Raw genomic sequence first — 21,254 nt, forward strand, 5'->3', positions numbered from 1 at the left:
GGATGGCACGGGAGGTGCCCGGGACCTCAGGGTTTTTCCGGCGGCAGTCCGTGTTCGATGACGCTCAGGGCGCGGTCCACGAGGACCTTGAAGTCGGGTTCGTGGTCCTGCTCCGCCCAGTACATCGAGGTCTCCATCAGCCCGCCGACGATGGACATCGCGTAGACCCGCACCTCCAGGCTGTGCGGGTCGCGCCCGGTGCGCTCGCCGATGGCCTGGCAGAGCAGCCGGCCGGTCTCCGACATGCTCTCCATCATCCGGGAGCGCACCGCCGGCACCTCGACCATCAGCCGGGTGCGCAGCCGGGAGACCGAGTGGGCGTCCTTCATGCCGAGGGTGACCGCCCGGTGCATCACGTGGCGGAGGGACTCCGGCCACGGCTCGCCGGCGGGCCGGGCGCGGAGCTCCTCCAGGATCAGCGGGTCGTACTCGTCCGTGAGGACGATGTCCTCCTTGGTCGGGAAGTACCGGAAGACGGTGGACGGCGACACCTCGGCCCGCTCGGCGATCTGCTCGATCGTCGTGGCCTCGTACCCCTGCTCCTCGACCAGCGCGTACATCGCCTCGCGGATCGCCTCGCGGGTCTTGATCTTCTTCCGTTCGCGCAGGCTGAGCCGGGGGTTGTCGGCCGGGGGGAAGGAGGTGTGCGGTGCCGTCATGCTGGTCATTGTCCGGCATCGGCGGTGGCGGGGGCCACGGCCGATGCCTCGTTCTCTTCCTCTTCGGCGGGGTGGGCGGCCGGTGTGTTGGGCAGGAACGCGGCGGCCAGCAGCGCGGTGGCCAGCGCGGCGATGGCGCACACCAGCAGGACCAGGCCCATGCCGTGTACGTACGCGGCGTTCGCGGAGGCGGCCAGCGGGGCCGAGCCCGCCTTCTCCGCGACCAGGTGGGCGGCGACCACCGACTCGCCGGCGGTGTGGCCGAGCGCGGCGGGCAGGCCGGTCACGTCCAGGCGGTCGCGGAAGGCGCTCGCGAGCAGGCTGCCGAGCAGGGCGATACCGATGGCACCGCCGACCTGGCGGGTGGTCATCAGCAGCCCGGAGCCGCTGCCGGCCCGGTCGGTGGGCAGGGCGGCGAGGGCGCCGTCCATGGACGGAACCACCGAGAAGCCGAAGCCGAGGCCCGCGATGGACAGCCACAGCGCGGTGTAGCCGTAGCCGGAGTCCGCGGTCGTACGGCTGCCGAGGATCGCGGCGAAGGCGAGGACGACCAGGCCGGTGGCGATCACGGCGCGTGATCCGAAGCGGGCGACCATCGCCTCGGCGCCCCGCGCGGCCACCAGCAGGCCGCCCATCATGGGCAGCAGCCTCAGGCCGGTGCCGAAGGCGTCGTTGCCGAGGACCGCCTGGAGGTAGGGCGGCAGCACGAACAGCAGGCCGGACAGCACGAACATCACGAGCGTCGCGGCGAGGGTGTTGAGCAGGAAGCCGCGGTGGGTGAGGAGGGTCATGTCGAGCATGGGGCGCTCGACCCGGCGTTCGCGCAGCACCAGGCCCGTGATGAGGACGACGGAGCCCGCCAGCAGGGTCAGGACCAGCGGGTCGCCCCAGCCGCGGTCGGGGGCCTCGATGATCGCGTAGATCAGGGCGCCGAGGCCGGTCACGGTGAGCGCGGTGGAGAGGACGTCGACCCTGGGGGAGGCGGGGTCGCTGGTCTCGGGGAGCAGGAAGACGCAGGCGGCGATCCCGATGGCGGCCATCGGGACGTTGATCAGGAAGACCGAGCCCCACCAGAAGTGGTTGAGCAGGAAGCCGCCGATGATCGGGCCCAGCGGCAGGCCGAGCGCCGAGGCGGCCGAGACGATGCCGACGGCCCGGGTGCGCTCCTTCGGCCCGAACAGCGAGGGCAGCACGGACATGGCGAGCGGCATCACCAGTGCCGCGCCGACGCCCATCACCGTGCGGGCGGCGATCACCCAGTTCACGTCGTCGGCGAGGGAGCCGACCAGGGACCCGGCCAGGAAGACCACCAGGCCGGTGACGAGCATCCGGCGGCGGCCGAAGCGGTCGCCGAGGAGTCCGGCGGGGAGCATCAGCGAGGCGAAGACGACGACGTAGGCGTCCGCCATCCACTGCTGCTGGCTGGTGGTGGCGCTGAGCTCCCCGGCCATGGTCGGGAGCGCCACGTTGAGGATCGTCGTGTCGAAGCCGAGCACCAGCATGCTCGCGACCAGGGCGCCCAGGGCCCACCAGCGGCGGGGGTTCTGATGTGTCTCTTCGAGCTGAGTGACAGTAGTCATGAAATGAGAGTAGCTCTCAAAATCTAGTGCCTGTCAATGAGTAGCACCTGTCAGGGCATGAAAAAAGTGGCCACGGCTCGGGAGCCGTGGCCACTCGGAGAGGGGCGGGTGGGACTACGCGTGCTGGTAGGCCACCAGGGAGATCCCCACGTAGTGGACGATGAACGCGGCCAGCGTGAGGGAGTGGAAGACCTCGTGGAAACCGAAGTAGCGCGGTGACGGGTTCGGGCGCTTGATGCCGTAGATCACACCGCCCGCGCTGTAGAGGAGGCCGCCGACGATCACCAGGACCAGCACGGCGATACCGCCGGAGCGCATGAAGTCGGGCAGGTAGAAGACCGCCGCCCAGCCCATCGCTATGTAGCAGGGCGTGTACAGCCAGCGAGGGGCGCCGACCCAGAAGACCCGGAAGATGATGCCGGCGGCCGCCGCGGCCCAGACGCCCCACAGCAGCCACTGGCCCTTGGCGGCGGGCAGGAGCAGCAGGGTCAGCGGTGTGTAGGTGCCCGCGATGATCAGGAAGATGTTGGCGTGATCGAGTCTGCGCAGGATGCCGTCCATCCGCGGGCTCCAGTTGCCCCGGTGGTACAGCGCGCTCACGCCGAACAGCAGGCACGCCGTCAGGACGTAGATCCCGCACGCGACACGGCCGCGCGGTGAGTCGGCGAGGGCGGTGAGGACGAGGCCCGAGATGAGTACGGCCGGAAACATGCCCAGATGCAGCCAGCCACGCAACTTGGGCTTGACCTGGTGCGACAGGGAGGAGAGCGCGTTGGAGCCGTGGCCGGCGGCCGGCGAATCCGAGGGCGCGTCGGGGACGGGCGCAGTCATGCACCGCATCGTACCTACGGAACCGTAAGTCACGGATCAGTCTCGCCCGATGACCGTCCAGGAGTGGCCATCGTCTCACGGGTCACCCGGCGGGCTCGCATCGCCGGGCAAAAAGACCTTGAGGCGAACTCGATGTGAACGCAAAGAAACGCAGGTGGGCATGGCGACCGTGGCCTTCCTCACGTCGCTCATCTGTGACTCCCTCTGGACAGATGGGTGATCGAGTCGGAGGATCAAATGAGTGCGGTCGGCACCGGATGAGCGCCAGACAGTCGTGCACTGTGAAGCATCCGGGTCGCAGCCCCCACGGGGCGACAAGGTCCTCAGCGGACCAAAAAGATCAAAAAAACCCCTCATTTAGGAGCAATCGTGGCGCGCGACATCGCGGCTCCCCCCGTCATTCCCACCAAACATCAGGAACTGATCTCGTGGGTCAACGAGATCGCCGAACTGACGCAGCCGGACAGTGTGGTCTGGTGTGACGGATCCGAGGCCGAGTACGAGCGACTGTGCGAAGAGCTCGTGGCGAAGGGCACCTTCAAGAAGCTCGACCCGATCAAGCGCCCCCACTCCTACTACGCGGCCTCCGACCCGACCGATGTCGCCCGGGTCGAGGACCGCACCTTCATCTGCTCCGAGCAGGAGCAGGACGCCGGCCCGACCAACCACTGGAAGGACCCCGCGGAGATGCGGGCGATCTTCACCGGTGACCAGGGGCTGTTCCGCGGCGCGATGAAGGGCCGGACGATGTACGTCGTCCCGTTCTGCATGGGCCCCCTCGGCTCCCCGCTCTCCGCGCTCGGCGTGGAGATCACGGACTCCGCGTACGTCGCCGCCTCCATGCGCACGATGACGCGCATGGGCCAGGCCGTCCTCGACGAACTCGGTGACGAGGGCTTCTTCGTGAAGGCCGTGCACACCCTCGGCGCCCCGCTGGAGCCCGGCCAGGCGGACGTCCCCTGGCCCTGCAACCAGACCAAGTACATCTCGCACTTCCCCGAGTCCCGCGAGATCTGGTCCTACGGCTCCGGCTACGGCGGCAACGCCCTGCTCGGCAAGAAGTGCTACGCCCTGCGCATCGCCTCCGTGATGGCCCGCGACGAGGGCTGGCTCGCCGAGCACATGCTGATCCTCAAGCTCACTCCTCCGCAGGGCGAGTCCAAGTACGTTGCCGCCGCCTTCCCGAGCGCCTGCGGCAAGACCAATCTCGCCATGCTGGAGCCCACCGTCTCCGGCTGGACCGTCGAGACCGTCGGCGACGACATCGCCTGGATGCGGTTCGGCGAGGACGGCCGCCTCTACGCGATCAACCCCGAGGCCGGCTTCTTCGGCGTCGCGCCCGGCACCGGTGAGCACACCAACGCCAACGCGATGAAGACGCTGTGGGGCAACGCGGTCTTCACCAACGTCGCGCTGACCGACGACAACGACATCTGGTGGGAGGGCATGACGGAGGAGCTTCCGGCCCACCTCACGGACTGGAAGGGCAACGAGTGGACGCCGGCGTCCGAGACGCCGGCCGCCCACCCCAACGCCCGCTTCACCGTGCCCGCCGCGCAGTGCCCGATCATCGCGCCGGAGTGGGAGGACCCGAAGGGCGTGCCGATCTCGGCGATCCTCTTCGGCGGCCGCCGCGCCACCGCCGTCCCGCTGGTGACCGAGTCCTTCGACTGGAACCACGGCGTGTTCCTGGGCGCCAACGTGGCCTCCGAGAAGACCGCCGCCGCCGAGGGCAAGGTCGGCGAGCTGCGCCGCGACCCGTTCGCGATGCTGCCGTTCTGCGGCTACAACATGGGCGACTACATGGCGCACTGGGTCAACGTGGCCAAGGACAAGGACCAGTCCAAGCTGCCGAAGATCTACTACGTCAACTGGTTCCGCAAGAACGACGCGGGCAAGTTCGTCTGGCCCGGCTTCGGCGAGAACTCCCGGGTCCTGAAGTGGATCGTGGAGCGGCTGGACGGCAAGGCGGCGGGCGTGGAGACGCCGATCGGTGTGCTGCCGACGCGTGAGGCCCTCGACACCAAGGGGCTCGACCTGGCCGACGGCGACCTCGACTTCCTGCTGACCGTCGACAAGGAGATCTGGCGCGAGGAGGCCGCGCTGGTCCCCGACCACCTCAACACCTTCGGCGACCACACACCGAAGGAACTGTGGGACGAGTACCGGGCGCTGGTGGAGCGACTGGGCTGAGCCCCGAGTGAAGACTCCGCGGCCGGTACGGGGTGTGCCCTGACCAGCGATCGTCACGACCGGCCGCGGATTGAACCGGCGAGGCCGCGCACAACGGCGTGTGCGGCCCCTGGGCCTGTCGTCACCGACCCGTCCGCCCCGACGGAACCGGTGACGACAGGCCTTCGCCCGTCGACGGGCCGGGGGTCTCGGCGGTGCCCGCTCACCCGCCGGGGTGATTTCCTGCGGCCGGTGAGGGCAAGACGGCACGTGGCGAGCCGGCCCGGGGACCGGTGCCGGGACGCTGTCGCCCATGTTCACACCTCATGTTCGGTCGTTCACACCCCGTGTTCGATCGCTCACGGTCCGGGCCGCCACCGTGACAGCCACCCTCCTGGCGCTCGTGGTGGCCACCACCGGACCGGGCCGGCCTTCCGCACCGGGAGGCCGGCCCTTCGTTCGCCTCAGTTGTTCCGGTCCTCCAGGTACCGGGTGTGGGTCTCTTGGCGCCTGGCCTCCGCGTCCCGGAGGCCGGCCGCCAGCTGCTCGGCCTCCTCCTTGAGGAGGGCCAGCTGGCGCTCCAGGTGCCGCTCCGGCGGCTCCTGTCCCGGCGTCAGACGCGTCCACCACCGGGTGCGGACGAAGCTGTCGACCGCCTCCGGGATGTCCTGCCGTACCGTCCGCGACAGCACGTGGACGCCCTCCGGGTCCTGGGCCAGCAGCTCGGCCGCCCAGCCCGGGTCCAGCAACGCCGTCAGCAGGTCGGTCAGTTCGCCGAGCCGGGCCTGCGCCGAGGCCGGCAGGCCGACCTCCGTCAGATAGGTCTCCAGTTTCCCGAAGTCGGCCCGCACCCCCTCCAGCTGGGCCGACGGTGTCGGGAAGGCCGGCAGCGGCGGCCGCTCCGGCGGTGCGATCAGCGCGCCCGCGCCGTACAGGCCCGCCACCACCACCGGCCAGTACGGGCCCGCCACCCCGGTGAAGGTGAGGACCAGACCGAGCAGGCCGCCCGCGCAGCCCGTGAGGTTCTTGCGGGACTCCAGGTAGCCGAGCAGCCTATTGGTAGCCACGGATCTCCTCGAACGCGCCGTCCAGGGAGCCCTGCTGGGCGTCGAAGAGACGGCCGCCGGTCAGGTCGGCAATGTGCTGCAGTTCGGTGCGGGAGGAGTCCCCGAACAGGATCGGGAAGACGGGGATGTTCCGCTGGGTGGTGGACAGGCCGCGGTAGAAGTCGTCGAACTCGCCGGCCTTGGCGCCCGTGGTGTTCTCGCCGTCCGTCATCAGCACGATCGAGGTGAAGGTGTCCCGGTCGGTGCGCAGCTGGTCGTACGCCTTCTCCAGCGAGGTGTAGATGGCGGTGTTGCCGTCGGCCCGCAGGGCGTCGGTGTCCTTGCGGATCGCGTTCAGGCCGGTGTCCGGGTCGGCCGGGTCGACGACGTGCGTGCTGACGTCCTTCACGTCCGAGCCGAACGGCATCAGGGTGACCTCCTCACGGTCGCGGAAGTCGCCCGTGAGGTCGGTGAGGGCCTTCTTCAGGCGGGCGAGACGGTCGCCCTCCATCGAGCCCGAGGTGTCCAGGACGTAGACCGTGCGGGACGGCCGGCGCAGTTCGTTCTCGTACGCGGAGATCAGCCCGTCGGCCACCGACTTGCTGCCCGGGAAGGGGAGTTCGCGGCGGCGGGAGGTGTCCAGGCCGGCGGCCGGCGGCACCGAGGCGACCACCGGGCGGCGGTGGGTGGTGTCCGTGATGAGCTTCTGCACGGCCGTCGTGCGCAGGTCCTCGGCCACCCTGCGGACGTCCTCGCGGGTGTCGGCGGAGGAGGCGGAGAGCGAGGAGAGCGGGTAGTCCGCGGTGATCACGCCGTCGCTGGGGCGGATCACGGTGAGGCCCTGGATGCCCTTGAGGACCGACTCGTAGTTGAGCAGGGCGTCGACGTCGCCGCGCCGCTGGTAGGCGGAGGCCAGCCAGCCGGAGGAGCCCGAGGTCAGGGTCTGGCCCTTGAAGAACTTCTTCAGCCGCGGGGTCGCCTTGGTCACGTCGGTGTCCGTGAGCGCCGACTGGGCGCCGGAGAGCGCGGAGGCCACCGAGACCAGGGTGGAGAAACCGGAGTTGGAGCGGGCCGGGTCGGTCATGCCGTAGGTCAGCCGGCCGGCCTCCACGGCCTGCTCGACCTGCGACCAGGTGACGTCGGCCGGCTTCCACCCGAGGGACCTGACGGTGGCCGCCTTGACGCCGATCGCGACCGGGCTGGACATGATCGAGGTCTCCGAGACCACCTTCTTCGCTGCCTCCGGGCGCAGCCGCAGATAGTCGTCGGAGGACAGCCACAGGGCGTCGTACCGCCCGTCCGCCTTGCCCTGGGCGACCAGGTCGACGGCGTCCAGGGTGCCCATGTAGGTGGGGCGGATCGTCACGCCGGTGTCCTTGCGGACGCGGTCGAAGACGGCCGTCATGTCACTGAGTTCGGAGGACGCGAGGACGCGCAGGGTGCCGGGCTTCGGGGCCGTGGAGTCGTCGTCCTGGTGGCTTTCGGAGGTGCACCCGGTCAGCAGGGCGGCGGTGGCGAGCAGGGTCAGCAGCGGGCGTCTGTTCATGCCGGGCCGCCCTCCAGCGCGCCCTTGGAGCGGCTGCGCTCCAGGTAGGCACTGGCCTGCTGGAGTTCGTCCGTGAGGGACTGCACGGTGTTCGCCATCACCTCGGTCGCCTGCACCTTGTAGGTGTCAATGGCGTCGAGGGTGCGGTAGATCTGCTGGAAGGCGGCGCGCAGCGTCTCGGCGCCGACGGCCGGGTCGGCGGCGATGCGCTGGATCTCCCCGCTCTGGCTCGCGAGCATCTCGGCGTTGCCCCGGATGAGGTCCTCGGTCGTCCCGCGCAACGCGTTGACCTGCTCGATGACCTTCTTCTGGTCGTCCAGCGCGGAGGCCAGCATCACCGAGATGCGCAGCGCCGACACGGTGGTGGTGGCGGCGCGTTCGACGCCCTTGATCAGCTCGTCGTTGTTGCGTCGTACGACGTCCATCGCGAGGTAGCCCTGCGCGGACACCGCGAGCTGGGTGAGCAGGTCCTGGTGCTTCTGCCGGACCGGGAAGAGCACGTCGGCGCGGAGCGCGTCGGCCTCCTGCGGGTCTGTGCGCCGGCCGATGTGCTGCTCGACGGCGGTGTCCAGGGCCTGGGTGAGGACGACGTACTCCTGGAGCTTGCCCATGGTCTCCCAGAGCCGGACCCGCTCGGTCCCCAACGCGGCGTTGTCCCGGCGGAGTTCGTCCTGGCCGCCGCGCAGCGAGCCCACGATCTTGTTCAACGTGCCCTGTGCGGAGGCGTACTTGGCGACGTGGTCGCGTAGCCTGTTGCCGCCGGGCAGCCGGGAGAGGAACTTGCGGCCCTTGCCCGCGGGCAGGTCGCGCGGGTCCAGGTCCTCGACGACCCGGCGGAGTTCGACGAGTGAGCCGGCGACCTTGCCCTGGGCGTCGCCGCCCTTGTCGGGCAGGCTGCGCACGGCACGCTCCAGCATCCGGTTGGACTGCGAGGCGGCGCTGCGCATCTCGCCGGCGCCGAGCCCGGTGATCTCGCCGACCTTGCTCGCGAACTCCGGTGACCGCGCGTCCAGGGCGGCCAGGTCCCGGACGTACACGGAGGCCTTGTGCGCCATGTCGGTACGGACGCTGTCGGCGACGGGCACGAGTCCGCCGGCCTTCTCCCGCGGCACCGGCGCGACCGCCTCGGGCGGGGTCAGGGTGAAGACGTCCTCACCGCTCAGCGTGGGCGGGTGCTCGCCGCCGCTCGGCCTCATCTTGTCGAAGTTGCTCACAGGATCCCCCCGTCAGCCGCGCGCCCGGCGGGCCATCTCGTGCAGCACCGCGGAGGTGGGCACGGGCGCCTGCCGGACGCCGGTCAGTGTCTGGTTGAGGTACGCGGCCCGGTCGGCGGTGGCCGTGACGAACTCGGCGGAGTCGCCCTGGGGCCGGAAGCCGTGCTTCACGGCGAGCTTGCGCAGGGCCGGATCGGTGCTGAGGAGGTCGCCGAGCTCCCGGCCGGCGTCGTCCATCGGCACGATCGTGTGGTCGCTGTTGACCGTGGTGTCCGGGTAGAGGACCACCAGGTCGTCGGCGCCGTGCTGTTCGGCGAGCAGCGAGACGACCTGCGACTCGTAGAGGCACACCAGCGGGTTGCCGGCACCGCTGATGAAGTCCCGGAAGACCGAGTCGCTGCTGGGCTGCTGGGCGCCCTGGACGCTGACCAGCTTGTGCAGCAGGGGTGCGGTCTTCGCGACGGCGGCGTCGCTCGCCACGACCTGGCCGCCGTTGGCGACGTAGGAGGCGGCGGCGAGGTAGAGGGCGCCGGAGTTGGAGGTCTCCGGGTCGGTGCTGGTGATGTACAGCGTCCCGGTCAACTCGCCGTGCGCCTTGGCCCCCTTGAGCTGCTGCCAGGTCCGGTCGTGCCGGGCGGCGTCGAGGTAGGCGGCCATCTTCAGGGTGCCCTTGCCCTTGCCGTCGAGCACGGCGAGGCCGTTCGCCGCCAGCACCTCGGCGGCGCTGCGATGGGCCACCACCACGAGGGGCGAGTAGAAGGGCCTGGGGAGGGGCTGGCGGGCGTGGTACTTCGCGGCCAGCTGGTCGGCGGGCGCCGAGCTGGACGGGAACGCGAAGTCATAGCCCTTCAGGTCCCGGCCGTCCATGGCCCAGGACCCCGACGCCTCCGTCTTCACGGTGTAGCCCTTGGCGGCGAGGGCCTTCACCACATCGGGATCGGCGAAGAAGTCCGACTTCTCCGAACCGATCACACCACGCACGGTCTTCGTTGCCGTGCCCTTGTCATCCCCGTGTCGGCCTGCGACGACGGCAGCCACCACGCCACCGATCAGCAGCACCGCCAGGATGATTCCCGCGATACGTCTCACGCCGGGGAGCGTGCTCGCGGAACCCCACATTCCAGGGCGCTCAGGGTGAACGGGGCGTGAAGTGGACGTCCCGGATTACAACGGGGGGACGACAGCCGATCAGGGGTGCGGTGCGGCAGGGGGTTGTGGCAACCCGGTCCGCGCGCGGTTGTGGGGCGCGCGGACCGGGGCCGTTCGGGGGAGTGGCGGGTCAGGCGGTCGTGGTGAGTTCTGTTGCCGCCGCGTGGGCGTCCATGCGTTCCGCCGCGAGGATCGCCGCCGCGGTGTCCGCCCGGGACGCCGCGACGACCAGCGCGCGGCCGGCCAGCGCGTGGGCGCGCTCGTGCAGGGTCGCCGGCTGCCGTACCGTCAGCGACGCGCGGACCGGCGTACGTCCGCCCCGCAGCCGGGTCACCTGCTCGGCCAGCCGGGTCGCGGCGGCGTCGAGGTCGGTGGACGGCGTGAGGCCGCGCAGCTCGTCGGTGACGGCGAGCAGCGCCGCGAGATGTCCGGCGAGCTGGATGTCCAGCTCCTCCTCGCGCGTCCGGTGAGGGAAGTCGGAGGGCGGGCCGGCCATCGTGCTGTGCACCGACTTGGTGCGGATCGGTTCGTACATGGGAGATGGCCTCCTGTGCTGTCAGGAAGCCATCCTAGCTTAGATCTCGTCTAAAGTTGACCCGGTTCACGGACGGTGGCCCGGCCGCTACCTACGGCTGTCCGTAGCCGTCCAGGAACCGGCCGATCCGCGTGATCGCGTCCCGCAGATCACCCACCGACGGCAGGGTCACCACCCGGAAGTGATCCGGCTCCGGCCAGTTGAAGCCGGTGCCCTGGACGACCATGATCTTCTCCTGCCGCAGCAGGTCCAGGACCATCTGCCGGTCGTCCTTGATCCTGAAGACCTGGGGGTCGAGGCGCGGGAAGAGATAGAGGGCGCCCTTGGGCCGGACGCAGGTCACGCCCGGGATCTGGGTGAGCAGCTCGTACGCCGTGTCCACCTGCTCCTTCAGGCGCCCGCCCGGCAGTACCAGCTCGTTGATCGACTGGCGGCCGCTGAGTGCGGCCACGACCCCGTGCTGGCCGGGCATGTTCGCGCACAGCCGCATGTTCGCGAGGATCGTCAGGCCCTCGATGTAGGAGTCGGCGTGCGCGCGGGGGCCGGAGATGGCCATCCAGCCGACCCGGTAGCCGGCCACCCGGTAGGCCTTCGACATGCCGTTGAAGGTGAGCGTGAGCAGGTCCGGGGCGATCGCCGCCGTCGGGGTGTGCGTGGCGTCGTCGTAGAGGATCTTGTCGTAGATCTCGTCCGAGCAGACCAGGAGGTTGTGGCGGCGGGCGATGTCGGTCAGCCCGCGCAGCATCGCCTCGTCGTAGACCGCGCCCGTCGGGTTGTTCGGGTTGATGATGACGATCGCCTTGGTGCGGTCGGTGACCTTGCGCTCGACGTCGGCGAGGTCGGGCATCCAGTCCGACTGCTCGTCGCAGCGGTAGTGCACCGCCGTACCGCCGGAGAGCGAGACCGCCGCGGTCCACAGCGGGTAGTCAGGCGCCGGTACGAGGACCTCGTCGCCGTCGTCCAGCAGGCCCTGCATCGCCATCACGATCAGCTCGGAGACGCCGTTGCCGATGAAGACGTGCTCGACGTCGGTCTCGATGCCGATGGTCTGGTTGTGCATGACGACCGCGCGCCGGGCGGCCAGCAGGCCCTTCGCGTCGCCGTAGCCGTGCGCCGAGGAGACGTTGCGGAGGATGTCCTCCAGGATCTCCGGCGGGCAGTCGAAGCCGAAGGCGGCCGGGTTCCCGGTGTTGAGCTTGAGGATGCGGTGTCCCGCCGCCTCCAGCCGCATCGCCTCCTCGAGAACCGGGCCCCGGATCTCGTAACAGACGTTGGCGAGTTTGGTCGACTGGATCACCTGCATGCCGGTGAGCTTACGGCGCGGTAACGCTCGTCGCGTCGTGTTTTCCACCACGTGAGACGCAGAAAGCCCCGGAGGTTTGGCCTGTTATCGCCGGTAGCTGTCTCACCGGCCCCTTCCCTCCTAGAATCCGCGTCCATGCCGAGACCTGCCGAGGACGAGACCGGGGCGCCCAGCGTCTACCAACCGCAGGGGGGCGGACCGGCCCCCGCGTACGAGGAGTACCGGGACCCGGCGTCCGCACACGGCTGGCTCAACGCGTACGACGAGACCCGCGAGCTGCCCCGGATGACGCCCGCCGCGCCCGTCGTACCGGCACCCGTGTCGGCACTCGTACCGGCGGTGGGCCGGGCGGAGCGGCGGCGGTCGGCCCGCGACGCGGAGGGCCGGCGTTCGAGACGCAGGGCGGTCGCCGTGGGCGCGGCGGGCGCCGCGTCCGTGGCCGCACTGGTCGCCGGTTTCGCCCTCTCGTCGTCTTCCTCCTCCTCGTCGTCGGACGGCTCGCAGGACGGCCGGAGCCGTACGGAGCGGACGGTCGGCGAGTCCGCGCAGCAGCCGCCGCAGGGCGGCCCGAGCAGCCCGTGGGTCACCCCCTCCGCCACGTCGGCCGTACCGGCGGCAGGGGGCGTGCCGTCCACCCGGGCGGCCTCGTCCGCGAGCGTCCCGCCGTCCACCACCGCGTCCGCGCCGCCCGCCGGCCCGACCTCCGGTGCGAGCGCGACACCCTCACCGACCGCCGGCACCGAGACACCCACGTACGGGGGGCACGGCTGGGGGCACGGGCGGGGCGGCGGCCGGTCCCACTAGGGCCTGTCCGGCAATTCCCGTCGTCGCCCGGAGGGCGGCCTCGCGGTGTCAGGTGCGTGCTCTCGCCGTGCCGGGCGTAGCCTCGCCGTTCCGGTTGGGGTGATGAGGTGTCGCTGAGGGGTGACTGCCGGGTGGCCGAGGTGATTTCGATGCTCGGGCATGGCGGAGTCCCGGCGCGGTGGTCGGGTTCTCCAGGGTCCTTCGGGTCGTGGCGGGCAGAGTCTGCCGGTCAGCCGGTGGGACGGGGCAGTGCGGCGAGCCGATGGAAGGCCGTGGCCAGTTCGTTTCTCCAGGGCCTCATTCGCCTGCGAAGAAGTCGAGGTAGGCCTGGGCCAGGGTGGTCGGGTTCTCGAGGGCGATGTTGTGTCCGGATGCGGGGATGACGACGCCGCGGACGTCGCGGGCCACTTGCGCGAGCTGTCTCGATACTTCGTCGCCGAGATAGTTCTGAGCGCCGACGGCCAGGACCGGGCAGCTGATCGGGTCGGCGTAATGCGGGCGGTTCTGTTCGGCGTCGGTCTGGCGGGCTCGGTACATCTCCAGGATGGCCTTGGTGCCGCCCGGCTGCTCGGCCGAGTGCACGATGTCGTCGATGTCCTCCTCGGTCAGCGCGCTGGGGTCCCACATCTGACGTCTGGCGTAGTACGTCCAGAAAGGCCGTTCCCGTCCGGCCAGCAGCAGTTCGGGCATGTGCGGCAGGCTGAAGAAGCTGAAGTGCCAGCCGGTGCGGCCGTCGTCGGCGGCGAGTGAGGGGTCTTGTTCGCCGCCCGGCAGTCCAGGGCCGGCCGGCAATCCCGGCAGGAGCGTTTCCTGGAAGACCAGTTGCTGCACCCGGGGCCGGTGGAAGGCGGCGACGGCGTAGGCGATGGCCGCCCCCCAGTCCTCGCCGACGACGCGGAACTGGTCGAAGCCCAGGTGGGTGGCCAGTTCGGCGACGTCGCCGGCCATGGTGGCGGTGTCGTAGCCGGTCAGGGGACGCTGGGAGCCGCCGGCGCCTCGGTTGTCGACCGCGATGACGGTGTAGTGCGGGGTCAGCAGGGGCACGACGTGGCGCCAGTACGACATGGTCTTCGGTACGCCGTGCACCAGGAACACCGGCTCGCCGGCGCCGCCGATCGCGTAGTGGATCTCCACACCGTTGACTTTGGGCTTTCCGTGTGTGAGCCGGACTCCGGCGTGGTCGGTGAGGTTCATCTCGGCGACCTCCTTCTTGTCTTCGGCCGTGCGGGCGCCGACCGAGTGGCGGATCTTCCGGGGCGGCATCTCTGTTCTGCCGTTGGCCCGGCGTCCACGGTCGGCGTGGAAGTTTCACCCGGTACAACCGCGCCTTCGTTGCCGCTGATGTCGCCTGCGTCGCACCTGTCTCAGATGGAGCCCATCTGACGATCAGATGGTCGCGGCGTGGGCGCACCGGCGGCTCCGCCACTTCCGGGTTGACAGGGCTGCGTTGGCCAACAGGCGTCGGGTCAGCTGCCCGCGGGGTGAATACGCAGCAGCTGATCGGCGAACTGCCGGGCTGCCGGGCTGGTCTCGCCCGCCGAGGGCAGCATCAGGTAGATGTGCCTTTCCAGACGCACGCCCTCGACCGCGATCAGCCGCAGAACGCTGTCCGGTGCGGTCAGCACGGGGTACTGCAGGCCGACTGGAGCGAAGCCGATACCGACGCCTGCGCTGACCAGTTCGAGGAACAGTTCCCAGTCGCCGACCTCACAGACGACGCGGCGCTGTATGCCTTCGCCGGTGAACGCGGCGTCACTCAACAGGCGTGCCGTCCACCCCGGGGGTACCTCGACGAACCGCTCGTCGGCCAGTTGTCCGATGTTGACCTCGGTGCGCTCCGCCAGGCGATGATCGGCGCGGCAGACGAGGTGCAGCGGCTCTCGCGCCAGGCGGGTCATCCGGACGCCCGGGACCTGGCTGACCGCGGGTCCGATCACGCAATCCAGTTCTCCGGCCTCGAGCATCGAGATCATCGTCAGCGCGGGCGCGTAGTGCAGGCGCAGGTCGATGCCGGGATGATCGCGAGTGAACTCGCCGAGATAGGAAGCGAACGGCACCAGATGCTGAGCGGAGAGCGAGACGCCGAGGCGCAGTGTGCCGATGAGCACGTCACGGGTGTGATGTACGGCCTCTTCCGCCTGCGCGGCGCTGGTCACGGTCCGGCGGGCCGGGCCCACCAGAGCCTCGCCGGCCGCAGTGAGCCGGACGGGCCTGGTCCCTCGGACGTAGAGGGCCGTACCGAGTTCGCGTTCGAGGGCCTGGAGCGAGTTCGACAGGCCTGACTGCACGATGAGTTCGCGCTTGGCGGCGCGAGTGACGCTGCGTTCCTCGACCAACGCCAGGAAGTGACGTAGCTGTCTGAGTTCCATCGGCCACCGCCTCTAGGCCTGAATTGCAGCACATCTGGACAGTTCCATCTGCCAGGCAGATGCAGTCTATCTGTGCGCGCTGCCGCCGGACCGCCATCGAAGTTCCGACGGGCGTGGTTGGCGCCGACGAACCAGTAAGGAACACCGCCAGGACAGGGGATTCGCCCATGGCAGACCACCCGAAGAATGACGCCACGCCTCGGCACGCTGCGAGCGGCTCACAACGGACCGCGTTTGTCGTCTCGCTGATCTGCGCCGCCCAGTTCGTGCTGCAACTGGACTTCAGCATCGTGAACGTGGCGCTGCCGTCGATCCAGCGGGAGCTGGGCATGCCTGCAGCGGAGTTGCAGTGGATCGTCACCGGGTACGCGCTTGCGTTCGGATCGCTGCTGCTTGCGGGCGGCCGCCTGGCGGACCTGCTCGGCAGGCGGCAGGTCCTGGCCCTGGGCCTGGCCCTGTTCGGGATCGCGTCGCTGGCCTGCGGGCTCGCCCAGTGGCCGATCATGCTGATCATCGCCCGGATCGTGCAGGGCGCGGCCGGGGCGATGGCCTCCCCGGCCGCGCTGTCGCTGCTGACGACCACCAATGCAGAAGGGGCCGCCCGTAACCGGGCGCTGGCGATGTGGCAAGGCACCACCGCGGCGGGCGCGACCGCCGGGATCGTGGCCGGCGGGCTGCTCACCCAGTACCTCGGCTGGCGGGCGGTGTTCCTGATCAACCCGCCGGTCATCGCCATCATGCTCGCGCTGGTACCGCGACTGCCGGCCGCGAAGCGGTCCGGCAGTCGCGGCAGCGTCGATGTGCGCGGGGCGCTGCTGGTGACCACCGGCATCGCCGCGCTGATCTTCGGGCTCAGCAGCGGGCAGCAGCACGGCTTCACCGCGCCCGCCACCCTCGTCCCTCTCGCCCTGGCCGTGTTTCTGACCACGGGATTTGTGTTCGCCGAGAAGCGGTCCGCGGCACCCATGCTGCCGGTGTCGATCCTGGCGGAGCCGGCCCGGCGGGCCGCGATCGCGGCAATGCTGCTGATCGGCGCCATCCTGGCCGGCTACGTCTACTTCGCCTCGCTCTACCTGCAGAAGGTGCTGGGGTTCAGCCCGGTGGCGACCGGCCTGGCGCTGGTCCCGTCGACCGCCACCGTCGTGCTCGTCTCCACCCTCGGCACCCGTCGGCTGCTGGCCCGGTTCAGCATCAGGGGCCTCCTGCTTGCCGGGCTGGCCAGCATGGGCGCCGGACAGCTGTGGCTTGCCCAGATCACCGCCGGGGCCGGCTACCCCGCAGCGGTGCTGCCCGGCCTGGTGCTGACCGCGGCCGGGGTCGGGCTCGCCCTGCCGGCCGCGTCGATCGCGATCACCAGCGGAGTCCGGGCCGGCGACCAGGGACTGGCCGGGGCTCTGTTCACCACCAGCCAGCAGACCGGCGCCGCGGTCGGCCTCGCGATTCTCGCCACCGCCGCTGCGGCCACCTCTGGCCACAGCAGCTCTCTGGTGGACGGCTACCGCCTGTCGTTCCTCATCGCGACCGGTCTCGCAGTCCTCGCCGCGATCATCGTCGCGCTCCAGCTCAGCTCGAAACCCCACCGCGTTGAAGCCGAGCACCAGCACGCCGACGGACCGCCCGCCGCGCCGACCGAGGCACAGCTCGACAAGAAGTGACAGGTGCAACGGCAGCCTGACCGGCAGCGTCTGCCCGGCGAGATGTTCGCGGGGCCAGGGGCGTGTCATCGATTCGGAGTGCGCCCCGGTGGTGTGCACGCAGAAAGTGCCTTCCTGCTGGGATGGCAGAGACCTTCGACAAGCCTCATCTTCCCAGCTCAGAGGGCACTTTCGCGTTTGGGATCAAGATCCGGACACCGCGGCAAGTGAAACGCACGGGGTAGGCGGTATTCCGGTGTTCTTCGAGTTCGTCGACGCCGCCTGTGCGGAAATCCGCCAACGCCGGTCCTGAAACAACTCCTTGCTCCACCACCCCCCTCCCCTCACAATGCACATGACAAAACAAGTGGCGGCCGGAAGATCTCCGGTCGCCTTGTCGTCAAGAGGGGACCCCCCACATGAACAAGCCTCTCGTCGCCGCGCTCGCCTCCCTGGCCATCACCGGGCTGGGCGTGGTACCGGCGGTCGCCGCACCCGCGGCCAAGGCCGACGCGCAGCCGAAGGCGGCCGCCGCGGTGACCGTCAACTTCGCCGGCACCGTCTCGCTCAGCAACTGCTCCGGCTCGGTCATCCGCTTCCCGAACTCCGCGGACACCGACCCGGCGCTGGTCCTCACCAACGGCCACTGCCTGGAGACCGGCTTCCCGGAGCCCGGCGAGGTCATCACCGGACAGTCCTCCAGCCGCACCTTCGGCCTGCTGAACTCCACCGGCACCAAGGTCGCCACGCTCCGCGCCAACCAGGTCGTCTACTCGACGATGACCGACACGGACGTCACGATCTACCGCACCACCACGACGTACGCGGCGATCAAGAGCTCCTACGGCATCAGCCCGCTCACCGTCAGCAGCACGCACCCCGTCGCCGGCACCGCCATCAAGGTCGTCTCCGGCTACTGGAAGACGATCTACAGCTGCAACATCGACGGGTTCGTGTACCAGCTGAAGGAGGGCGACTGGACCTGGAAGGACTCGGTCCGTTACACCTCCGCGTGCAACACGATCGGCGGGACCTCGGGCTCGCCGGTGATCGACACCACCACGGGGCAGGTCGTCGCCGTCAACAACACCGGCAACGAGGACGGGGAGCGGTGCACCGTCGACAACCCGTGCGAGGTGGACGCGAGCGGGAACGTCACGGTGCGGCAGGGGATCAACTACGCGGAGGAGACGTACATCATTCCGGCGTGCTTCACGACGGGGAATGTGCTGAACCTGAGTGCGAGTGGTTGCACCCTGCCCAAGCCGTAGCGCTCCGCTGGGTGCGTCGTCTTCGGGTGCGGGTGCGTGGGGGGCTGGTCGCGCCCACGCGGCGGTAGCCGCAAATCGACACAGCCCCGCGTCCCTAGGGAAGTTGGGGTGAGCGTCGGACGGCGCGTCCCGCCAGTTCGTCTGTTCTTCGGCCCTCCTCGATCACGAAGCGGCCGTTGATCAGGACGTGCGGGATGCCCGTCGGGAGCTTGCGCGGCTCGGCGAAGGTCGAGCCCGCCGCCACCGTTGCCGGGTCGAAGAGGACGACGTCGGCCCGGTAGCCCTCGCGGATCAGTCCGCGGTCCGGCAGGCGCAGCCGGCCCGCGGGGCGGGCGGTGAGGTGGGCGACGCACTCCTCCAGGGAGAGGACTCCCAACTCCCGTACGTAGTGGCCGAGGTAGTGCGGAAACGTGCCGTACGCCCGGGGGTGCGGCTTCGCGCCCTGGAGGATGCCGTCCGAGCCGCCGGTGTGGACGCGGTGGCGCATGATCGTGCGGACGTTCTCCTCGTGGCCGACGTGCTGGAGGATCGACGGGGCGAGCCGGTCCGCCAGCAGCAGGCGGCGGGCCGTCGTCCACGGGGTCTCGCCGCGCAGCCGCGCCGACTCCGCCACCGTACGGCCGACGAAGTCCGCCAGCGCCGGGTCGGCCACGCCGGAGATCTCGATCGTGTCCCACTCGATGGGGACGCCGTGGCAGCCGTCGGAGCCGAGGGACTCGACGTGGTGGCGGACGCGCTCGGCCGTGTCGTCGTCCGCCAGCCTCGCCAGGACCGCGTCCGGGCCGCCCTCGTTCGCCCAGCTCGGCAGCATCGCCGCGAGGGTCGTGCTGCCGGGGGTGTAGGGGTAGGTGTCGAGCGTGATGTCGGCGCCGGCCGCGAGGGCCTTGTCCAGCAACGACAGGAGCTCGGGCGCCCGGCCCTTGTTCACGCCGAAGTTCATGGTGGCGTGGGCCAGGTGGAGGGAGCAGTCCGCCTCCCGGGACAGGGCCACCATCTCCTCGTACGCCTCCAGGGCGCCCGCCCCGTACGAGCGGTGGTGCGGGCAGTAGTAGCCGCCGTACGACGCCACCACCCGGCACAGCTCGGTCAGTTCGGCGTCCTCGGCGTACATGCCGGGGGTGTAGGTGAGGCCGGAGGACATGCCGACGGCGCCCTGTTCCATGCCCTCCGCCACCAGCCGGCGCATCCGGTCCAGCTCGGCCGGGGTCGCCTCACGGTCCTCCCAGCCGACGGCCAGCGCCCGGACCGTGCCCTGCGGGATCAGGTAGGCCGCGTTGACGGCGATGCCCCGGTCCAGGCGGTCCAGGTACTCGCCCACCGAGCGCCAGTCGAAGTCGATGTCGTCGCCGTGGCCGTTCCAGCCGGCGATGGCCCGGCGGACCTCGGCGAGGGTGCGGTCGTCGACCGGGGCGTACGACAGCCCGTCCTGGCCCAGGACTTCGAGGGTGACCCCCTGTGCGGCCTTGGCGCTGTGGTCCGGGTCGCGGAGCAGGGCCAGGTCGCTGTGGGCGTGCATGTCGATGAAGCCGGGGGAGAGGACCAGGCCCTCGGCGTCCAGCTCGCGCGTCGCGCGCGGGCGCTGGCAGCCCGCCGCCGCGGCCTCCTTGACGACGGCGGCGATCCTGCCGTCGTCGACGACCACGTCCGCGCGGTAGGAGGGTGCGCCGCTGCCGTCGACGACATCGGCGTCCCGGATGACCAGATCCTCCATGACCCCTCCTAGAAGAACGTGCGGACGTAGTCGACGACCGTGCCGTCCGCCTCGGCGACCGGGATCAGCTGCCACTTGTCGAACGACGTGCACGGGTGCGAGAGGCCCAGGCCCACCCAGTCCCCGACCCGGACGTCCGCCTCGGGGGTGGTGGCGAGCCAGGCGTGCTGGTCGGACAGGCCGGTGACCGACACGCCGGTCGCCGGGCGCTCCGTGCCCGCCCGGCGGATCACCTGGGCGAACGGGAGGTCCAGGTCGTAGGCCGCGTCCCGCTTGCCCGCGTTGGCGAAGGCCTGCTCGGCGGAGGGGCGGGAGACGATCTGCGCCCAGAGCCGGAAGGCCGGCTCCAGGGCGCCCTCCTCGGGCACCCGGTTGAAGGGGGTGACCTCCCGGTAGCGGCCGTCGTCGTGCGAGACGTAGGCACCGGACCGCAGCAACTTCAGCACGGGGAGGGAGAGTTCGGGGATGTCGGCGAAGACGTCGGCGACCGCGTCGAACCAGGCGCTGCCGCCCGCGCTGACGACGATCTCGTCGGTGCCGGCGAACCGTCCCGCCTTGTCGAAGTCGGCGGCGAGCGCGACCAGCCGCCGGAGGTAGGCGTGCACCCGGTCGGGGTCCGCCCGCGGGACCTCGCCCTCGTACCCGGCGACCCCGACCAGCCGCAGCGTCCCCGCCGCCCTGGCCACCGCGTCCGCGACCGCCGCGCACTCCGCCTCGGTACGGACGCCGGTGCGGGCGCCCTCCCCGGCGGCCAGCTCCACGACGACGTCGACCGGACGGGAGCTCCCCTGCAGCGCCGCGTCCATCAGCTCCACCCCGCGCACGGAGTCGACGTAACAGACGAAGCGGAACTCCGCGTCCCGCTCCAGCTCGGCGGCGATCCAGCGCAGCGCCGCGGCGTCCACGAGCTCGTTGGCCAGGAAGATCCGCCGGGTGCCGAAGGCGCGGGCCACCCGCACCTGGTGCGGGACGGCGAGGGTGATGCCCCAGGCGCCGTGCTCGACCTGGCGCCGGAAGAGCTGCGGGGCCATGGAGGTCTTGCCGTGCGGGGCGAAGGCGAGGCCGTGCCGTTCGGTGTACGTCTCCATGAGCGCGAGATTGTGCTCCAGGCGCTCGGCGGACAGGGCCAGCACGGGCGTGGCGAAGCCGTCGGAGAACAGGTTGCGGCGCTGGGCCGCCAGTTCGCCGACGGTGAGGCCCTCGGCGTCGGGCGGGAGGCCCTTGAAACGGTGGTCGACGCGTTCCTCCGTGAGACGGGCGAGCGCGTCGGTGCCGGTGTCGAAGGACACGGAGCCTCCCTGATCTGGTGGGTTGCATTATGTGCAACGTCCATTGCGTATATCGCATACCGCTGTCTAACATCCACGCCAACGCCGGGTCAATGGAGCCCGCAGCGACCCGAGACGATGAGGAGCCACGACCATCGTGAA

Annotated in this window: 17 protein-coding genes and 1 pseudogene; 4 read left to right on the forward strand and 14 right to left on the reverse strand. The window is 70.4% G+C overall.

All coding sequences use genetic code 11. From position 1 onward, the window contains the following. Window positions 1-26 precede the first annotated feature (26 nt). The 3 genes from ACGFZQ_RS07780 to ACGFZQ_RS07790 form a co-directional block, all read right to left on the reverse strand. On the reverse strand, window positions 27-668 hold the full coding sequence (locus ACGFZQ_RS07780) for a TetR/AcrR family transcriptional regulator (RefSeq protein WP_393839587.1): 642 nt from the start codon (window positions 666-668) through the stop codon (window positions 27-29). After that, entirely contained in the window at window positions 665-2,239 is a 1,575-nt protein-coding gene (locus tag ACGFZQ_RS07785) for a DHA2 family efflux MFS transporter permease subunit (RefSeq protein WP_393839588.1), read from the reverse strand. The genes ACGFZQ_RS07780 and ACGFZQ_RS07785 overlap by 4 nt, the downstream gene beginning before the upstream one ends. A gap of 114 nt (window positions 2,240-2,353) precedes the next feature. Next, on the reverse strand, window positions 2,354-3,070 hold the full coding sequence (locus ACGFZQ_RS07790; protein ID WP_393839589.1) for a hemolysin III family protein: 717 nt from the start codon (window positions 3,068-3,070) through the stop codon (window positions 2,354-2,356). Between the two features lie 369 nt (window positions 3,071-3,439). Between ACGFZQ_RS07790 and ACGFZQ_RS07795 the strand changes: the two genes are divergently transcribed. Continuing rightward, the gene (locus tag ACGFZQ_RS07795; RefSeq protein WP_393839590.1) at window positions 3,440-5,263 is read left to right on the forward strand and encodes a phosphoenolpyruvate carboxykinase (GTP); all 1,824 of its coding nucleotides are present in this window, start codon (window positions 3,440-3,442) and stop codon (window positions 5,261-5,263) included. Between the two features lie 443 nt (window positions 5,264-5,706). On the opposite strand, the gene ACGFZQ_RS07800 is transcribed toward ACGFZQ_RS07795, so the two are convergent. From ACGFZQ_RS07800 to ACGFZQ_RS07825, 6 genes are all read right to left on the reverse strand, one after another. Then, window positions 5,707-6,309 carry a hypothetical protein gene (locus ACGFZQ_RS07800; RefSeq protein ID WP_393839591.1) on the reverse strand — a complete coding sequence of 201 codons (603 nt, stop codon included), beginning with the start codon at window positions 6,307-6,309 and terminating at the stop codon, window positions 5,707-5,709. Further along, window positions 6,296-7,834: a substrate-binding domain-containing protein gene (locus ACGFZQ_RS07805; RefSeq protein WP_393839592.1), complete on the reverse strand. Its 1,539-nt coding sequence runs from the start codon at window positions 7,832-7,834 to the stop codon at window positions 6,296-6,298. The genes ACGFZQ_RS07800 and ACGFZQ_RS07805 overlap by 14 nt, the downstream gene beginning before the upstream one ends. Continuing rightward, window positions 7,831-9,030 carry a toxic anion resistance protein gene (locus ACGFZQ_RS07810; RefSeq protein WP_393839872.1) on the reverse strand — a complete coding sequence of 400 codons (1,200 nt, stop codon included), beginning with the start codon at window positions 9,028-9,030 and terminating at the stop codon, window positions 7,831-7,833. The genes ACGFZQ_RS07805 and ACGFZQ_RS07810 overlap by 4 nt, the downstream gene beginning before the upstream one ends. A 30-nt stretch (window positions 9,031-9,060) precedes the next feature. Continuing rightward, window positions 9,061-10,137 carry a hypothetical protein gene (locus tag ACGFZQ_RS07815; RefSeq protein ID WP_393839593.1) on the reverse strand — a complete coding sequence of 359 codons (1,077 nt, stop codon included), beginning with the start codon at window positions 10,135-10,137 and terminating at the stop codon, window positions 9,061-9,063. A gap of 190 nt (window positions 10,138-10,327) precedes the next feature. Beyond that, window positions 10,328-10,732, reverse strand: a complete 405-nt coding sequence (locus ACGFZQ_RS07820) for a hypothetical protein (RefSeq protein ID WP_393839594.1) — start codon at window positions 10,730-10,732, stop codon at window positions 10,328-10,330. 91 nt (window positions 10,733-10,823) lie between these two features. After that, window positions 10,824-12,035 (reverse strand): pyridoxal phosphate-dependent aminotransferase, encoded by a 1,212-nt coding sequence (locus tag ACGFZQ_RS07825; protein WP_351741560.1) that lies wholly within the window; start codon window positions 12,033-12,035, stop codon window positions 10,824-10,826. 135 nt (window positions 12,036-12,170) lie between these two features. Here ACGFZQ_RS07825 and ACGFZQ_RS07830 point away from each other — a divergent pair, with 135 nt between their 5' ends. Beyond that, window positions 12,171-12,839 (forward strand): hypothetical protein, encoded by a 669-nt coding sequence (locus tag ACGFZQ_RS07830; protein ID WP_393839595.1) that lies wholly within the window; start codon window positions 12,171-12,173, stop codon window positions 12,837-12,839. 297 nt (window positions 12,840-13,136) lie between these two features. Here ACGFZQ_RS07830 and ACGFZQ_RS07835 read toward each other — a convergent pair whose 3' ends face one another. The 3 genes and pseudogenes from ACGFZQ_RS07835 to ACGFZQ_RS07845 all read right to left on the reverse strand — a co-directional run. Further along, entirely contained in the window at window positions 13,137-14,102 is a 966-nt protein-coding gene (locus ACGFZQ_RS07835; RefSeq protein WP_393839596.1) for an alpha/beta fold hydrolase, read from the reverse strand. 203 nt (window positions 14,103-14,305) lie between these two features. After that, window positions 14,306-14,995, reverse strand: a complete 690-nt coding sequence (locus ACGFZQ_RS07840; protein WP_393839873.1) for a LysR substrate-binding domain-containing protein — start codon at window positions 14,993-14,995, stop codon at window positions 14,306-14,308. Between the two features lie 39 nt (window positions 14,996-15,034). Beyond that, window positions 15,035-15,208, reverse strand: a pseudogene (locus tag ACGFZQ_RS07845) (LysR family transcriptional regulator); the annotation flags it as partial. 167 nt (window positions 15,209-15,375) lie between these two features. On the opposite strand from ACGFZQ_RS07845, the gene ACGFZQ_RS07850 reads away from it, so the two are divergent. Beyond that, entirely contained in the window at window positions 15,376-16,863 is a 1,488-nt protein-coding gene (locus ACGFZQ_RS07850; protein ID WP_393839597.1) for an MFS transporter, read from the forward strand. A gap of 398 nt (window positions 16,864-17,261) precedes the next feature. Beyond that, a complete protein-coding gene (locus ACGFZQ_RS07855) occupies window positions 17,262-18,113 on the forward strand; it encodes a serine protease (protein ID WP_351741569.1) in 852 nt (283 codons plus the stop codon). A 94-nt stretch (window positions 18,114-18,207) separates the two neighbouring features. Here the strand turns inward: ACGFZQ_RS07855 and ACGFZQ_RS07860 are convergent, their stop codons facing one another. After that, window positions 18,208-19,824 (reverse strand): amidohydrolase family protein, encoded by a 1,617-nt coding sequence (locus tag ACGFZQ_RS07860; protein WP_393839598.1) that lies wholly within the window; start codon window positions 19,822-19,824, stop codon window positions 18,208-18,210. Between the two features lie 8 nt (window positions 19,825-19,832). Beyond that, a complete protein-coding gene (locus ACGFZQ_RS07865; RefSeq protein WP_393839599.1) occupies window positions 19,833-21,113 on the reverse strand; it encodes an alanine racemase in 1,281 nt (426 codons plus the stop codon). Between the last annotated feature and the right edge of the window lie 141 nt (window positions 21,114-21,254).

The organism is Streptomyces sp. NPDC048254, assembly GCF_043201895.1.
Lineage (GTDB): Bacteria > Actinomycetota > Actinomycetes > Streptomycetales > Streptomycetaceae > Streptomyces.

Excerpts from the sequence above, each read along its gene's own strand:
- ACGFZQ_RS07785 (WP_393839588.1), bottom strand. The coding sequence starts at position 2,239 with ATGACTACTGTCACTCAGCTCGAAGAGACACATCAGAACCCCCGCCGC.
- ACGFZQ_RS07835 (WP_393839596.1), bottom strand. The coding sequence starts at position 14,102 with ATGCCGCCCCGGAAGATCCGCCACTCGGTCGGCGCCCGCACGGCCGAA.
- ACGFZQ_RS07805 (WP_393839592.1), bottom strand. The coding sequence starts at position 7,834 with ATGAACAGACGCCCGCTGCTGACCCTGCTCGCCACCGCCGCCCTGCTG.
- ACGFZQ_RS07820 (WP_393839594.1), bottom strand. The coding sequence starts at position 10,732 with ATGTACGAACCGATCCGCACCAAGTCGGTGCACAGCACGATGGCCGGC.
- ACGFZQ_RS07855 (WP_351741569.1), top strand. The coding sequence starts at position 17,262 with ATGAACAAGCCTCTCGTCGCCGCGCTCGCCTCCCTGGCCATCACCGGG.
- ACGFZQ_RS07860 (WP_393839598.1), bottom strand. The coding sequence starts at position 19,824 with ATGGAGGATCTGGTCATCCGGGACGCCGATGTCGTCGACGGCAGCGGC.
- ACGFZQ_RS07810 (WP_393839872.1), bottom strand. The coding sequence starts at position 9,030 with ATGAGGCCGAGCGGCGGCGAGCACCCGCCCACGCTGAGCGGTGAGGAC.
- ACGFZQ_RS07780 (WP_393839587.1), bottom strand. The coding sequence starts at position 668 with ATGACCAGCATGACGGCACCGCACACCTCCTTCCCCCCGGCCGACAAC.
- ACGFZQ_RS07850 (WP_393839597.1), top strand. The coding sequence starts at position 15,376 with ATGGCAGACCACCCGAAGAATGACGCCACGCCTCGGCACGCTGCGAGC.
- ACGFZQ_RS07825 (WP_351741560.1), bottom strand. The coding sequence starts at position 12,035 with ATGCAGGTGATCCAGTCGACCAAACTCGCCAACGTCTGTTACGAGATC.
- ACGFZQ_RS07790 (WP_393839589.1), bottom strand. The coding sequence starts at position 3,070 with ATGACTGCGCCCGTCCCCGACGCGCCCTCGGATTCGCCGGCCGCCGGC.
- ACGFZQ_RS07830 (WP_393839595.1), top strand. The coding sequence starts at position 12,171 with ATGCCGAGACCTGCCGAGGACGAGACCGGGGCGCCCAGCGTCTACCAA.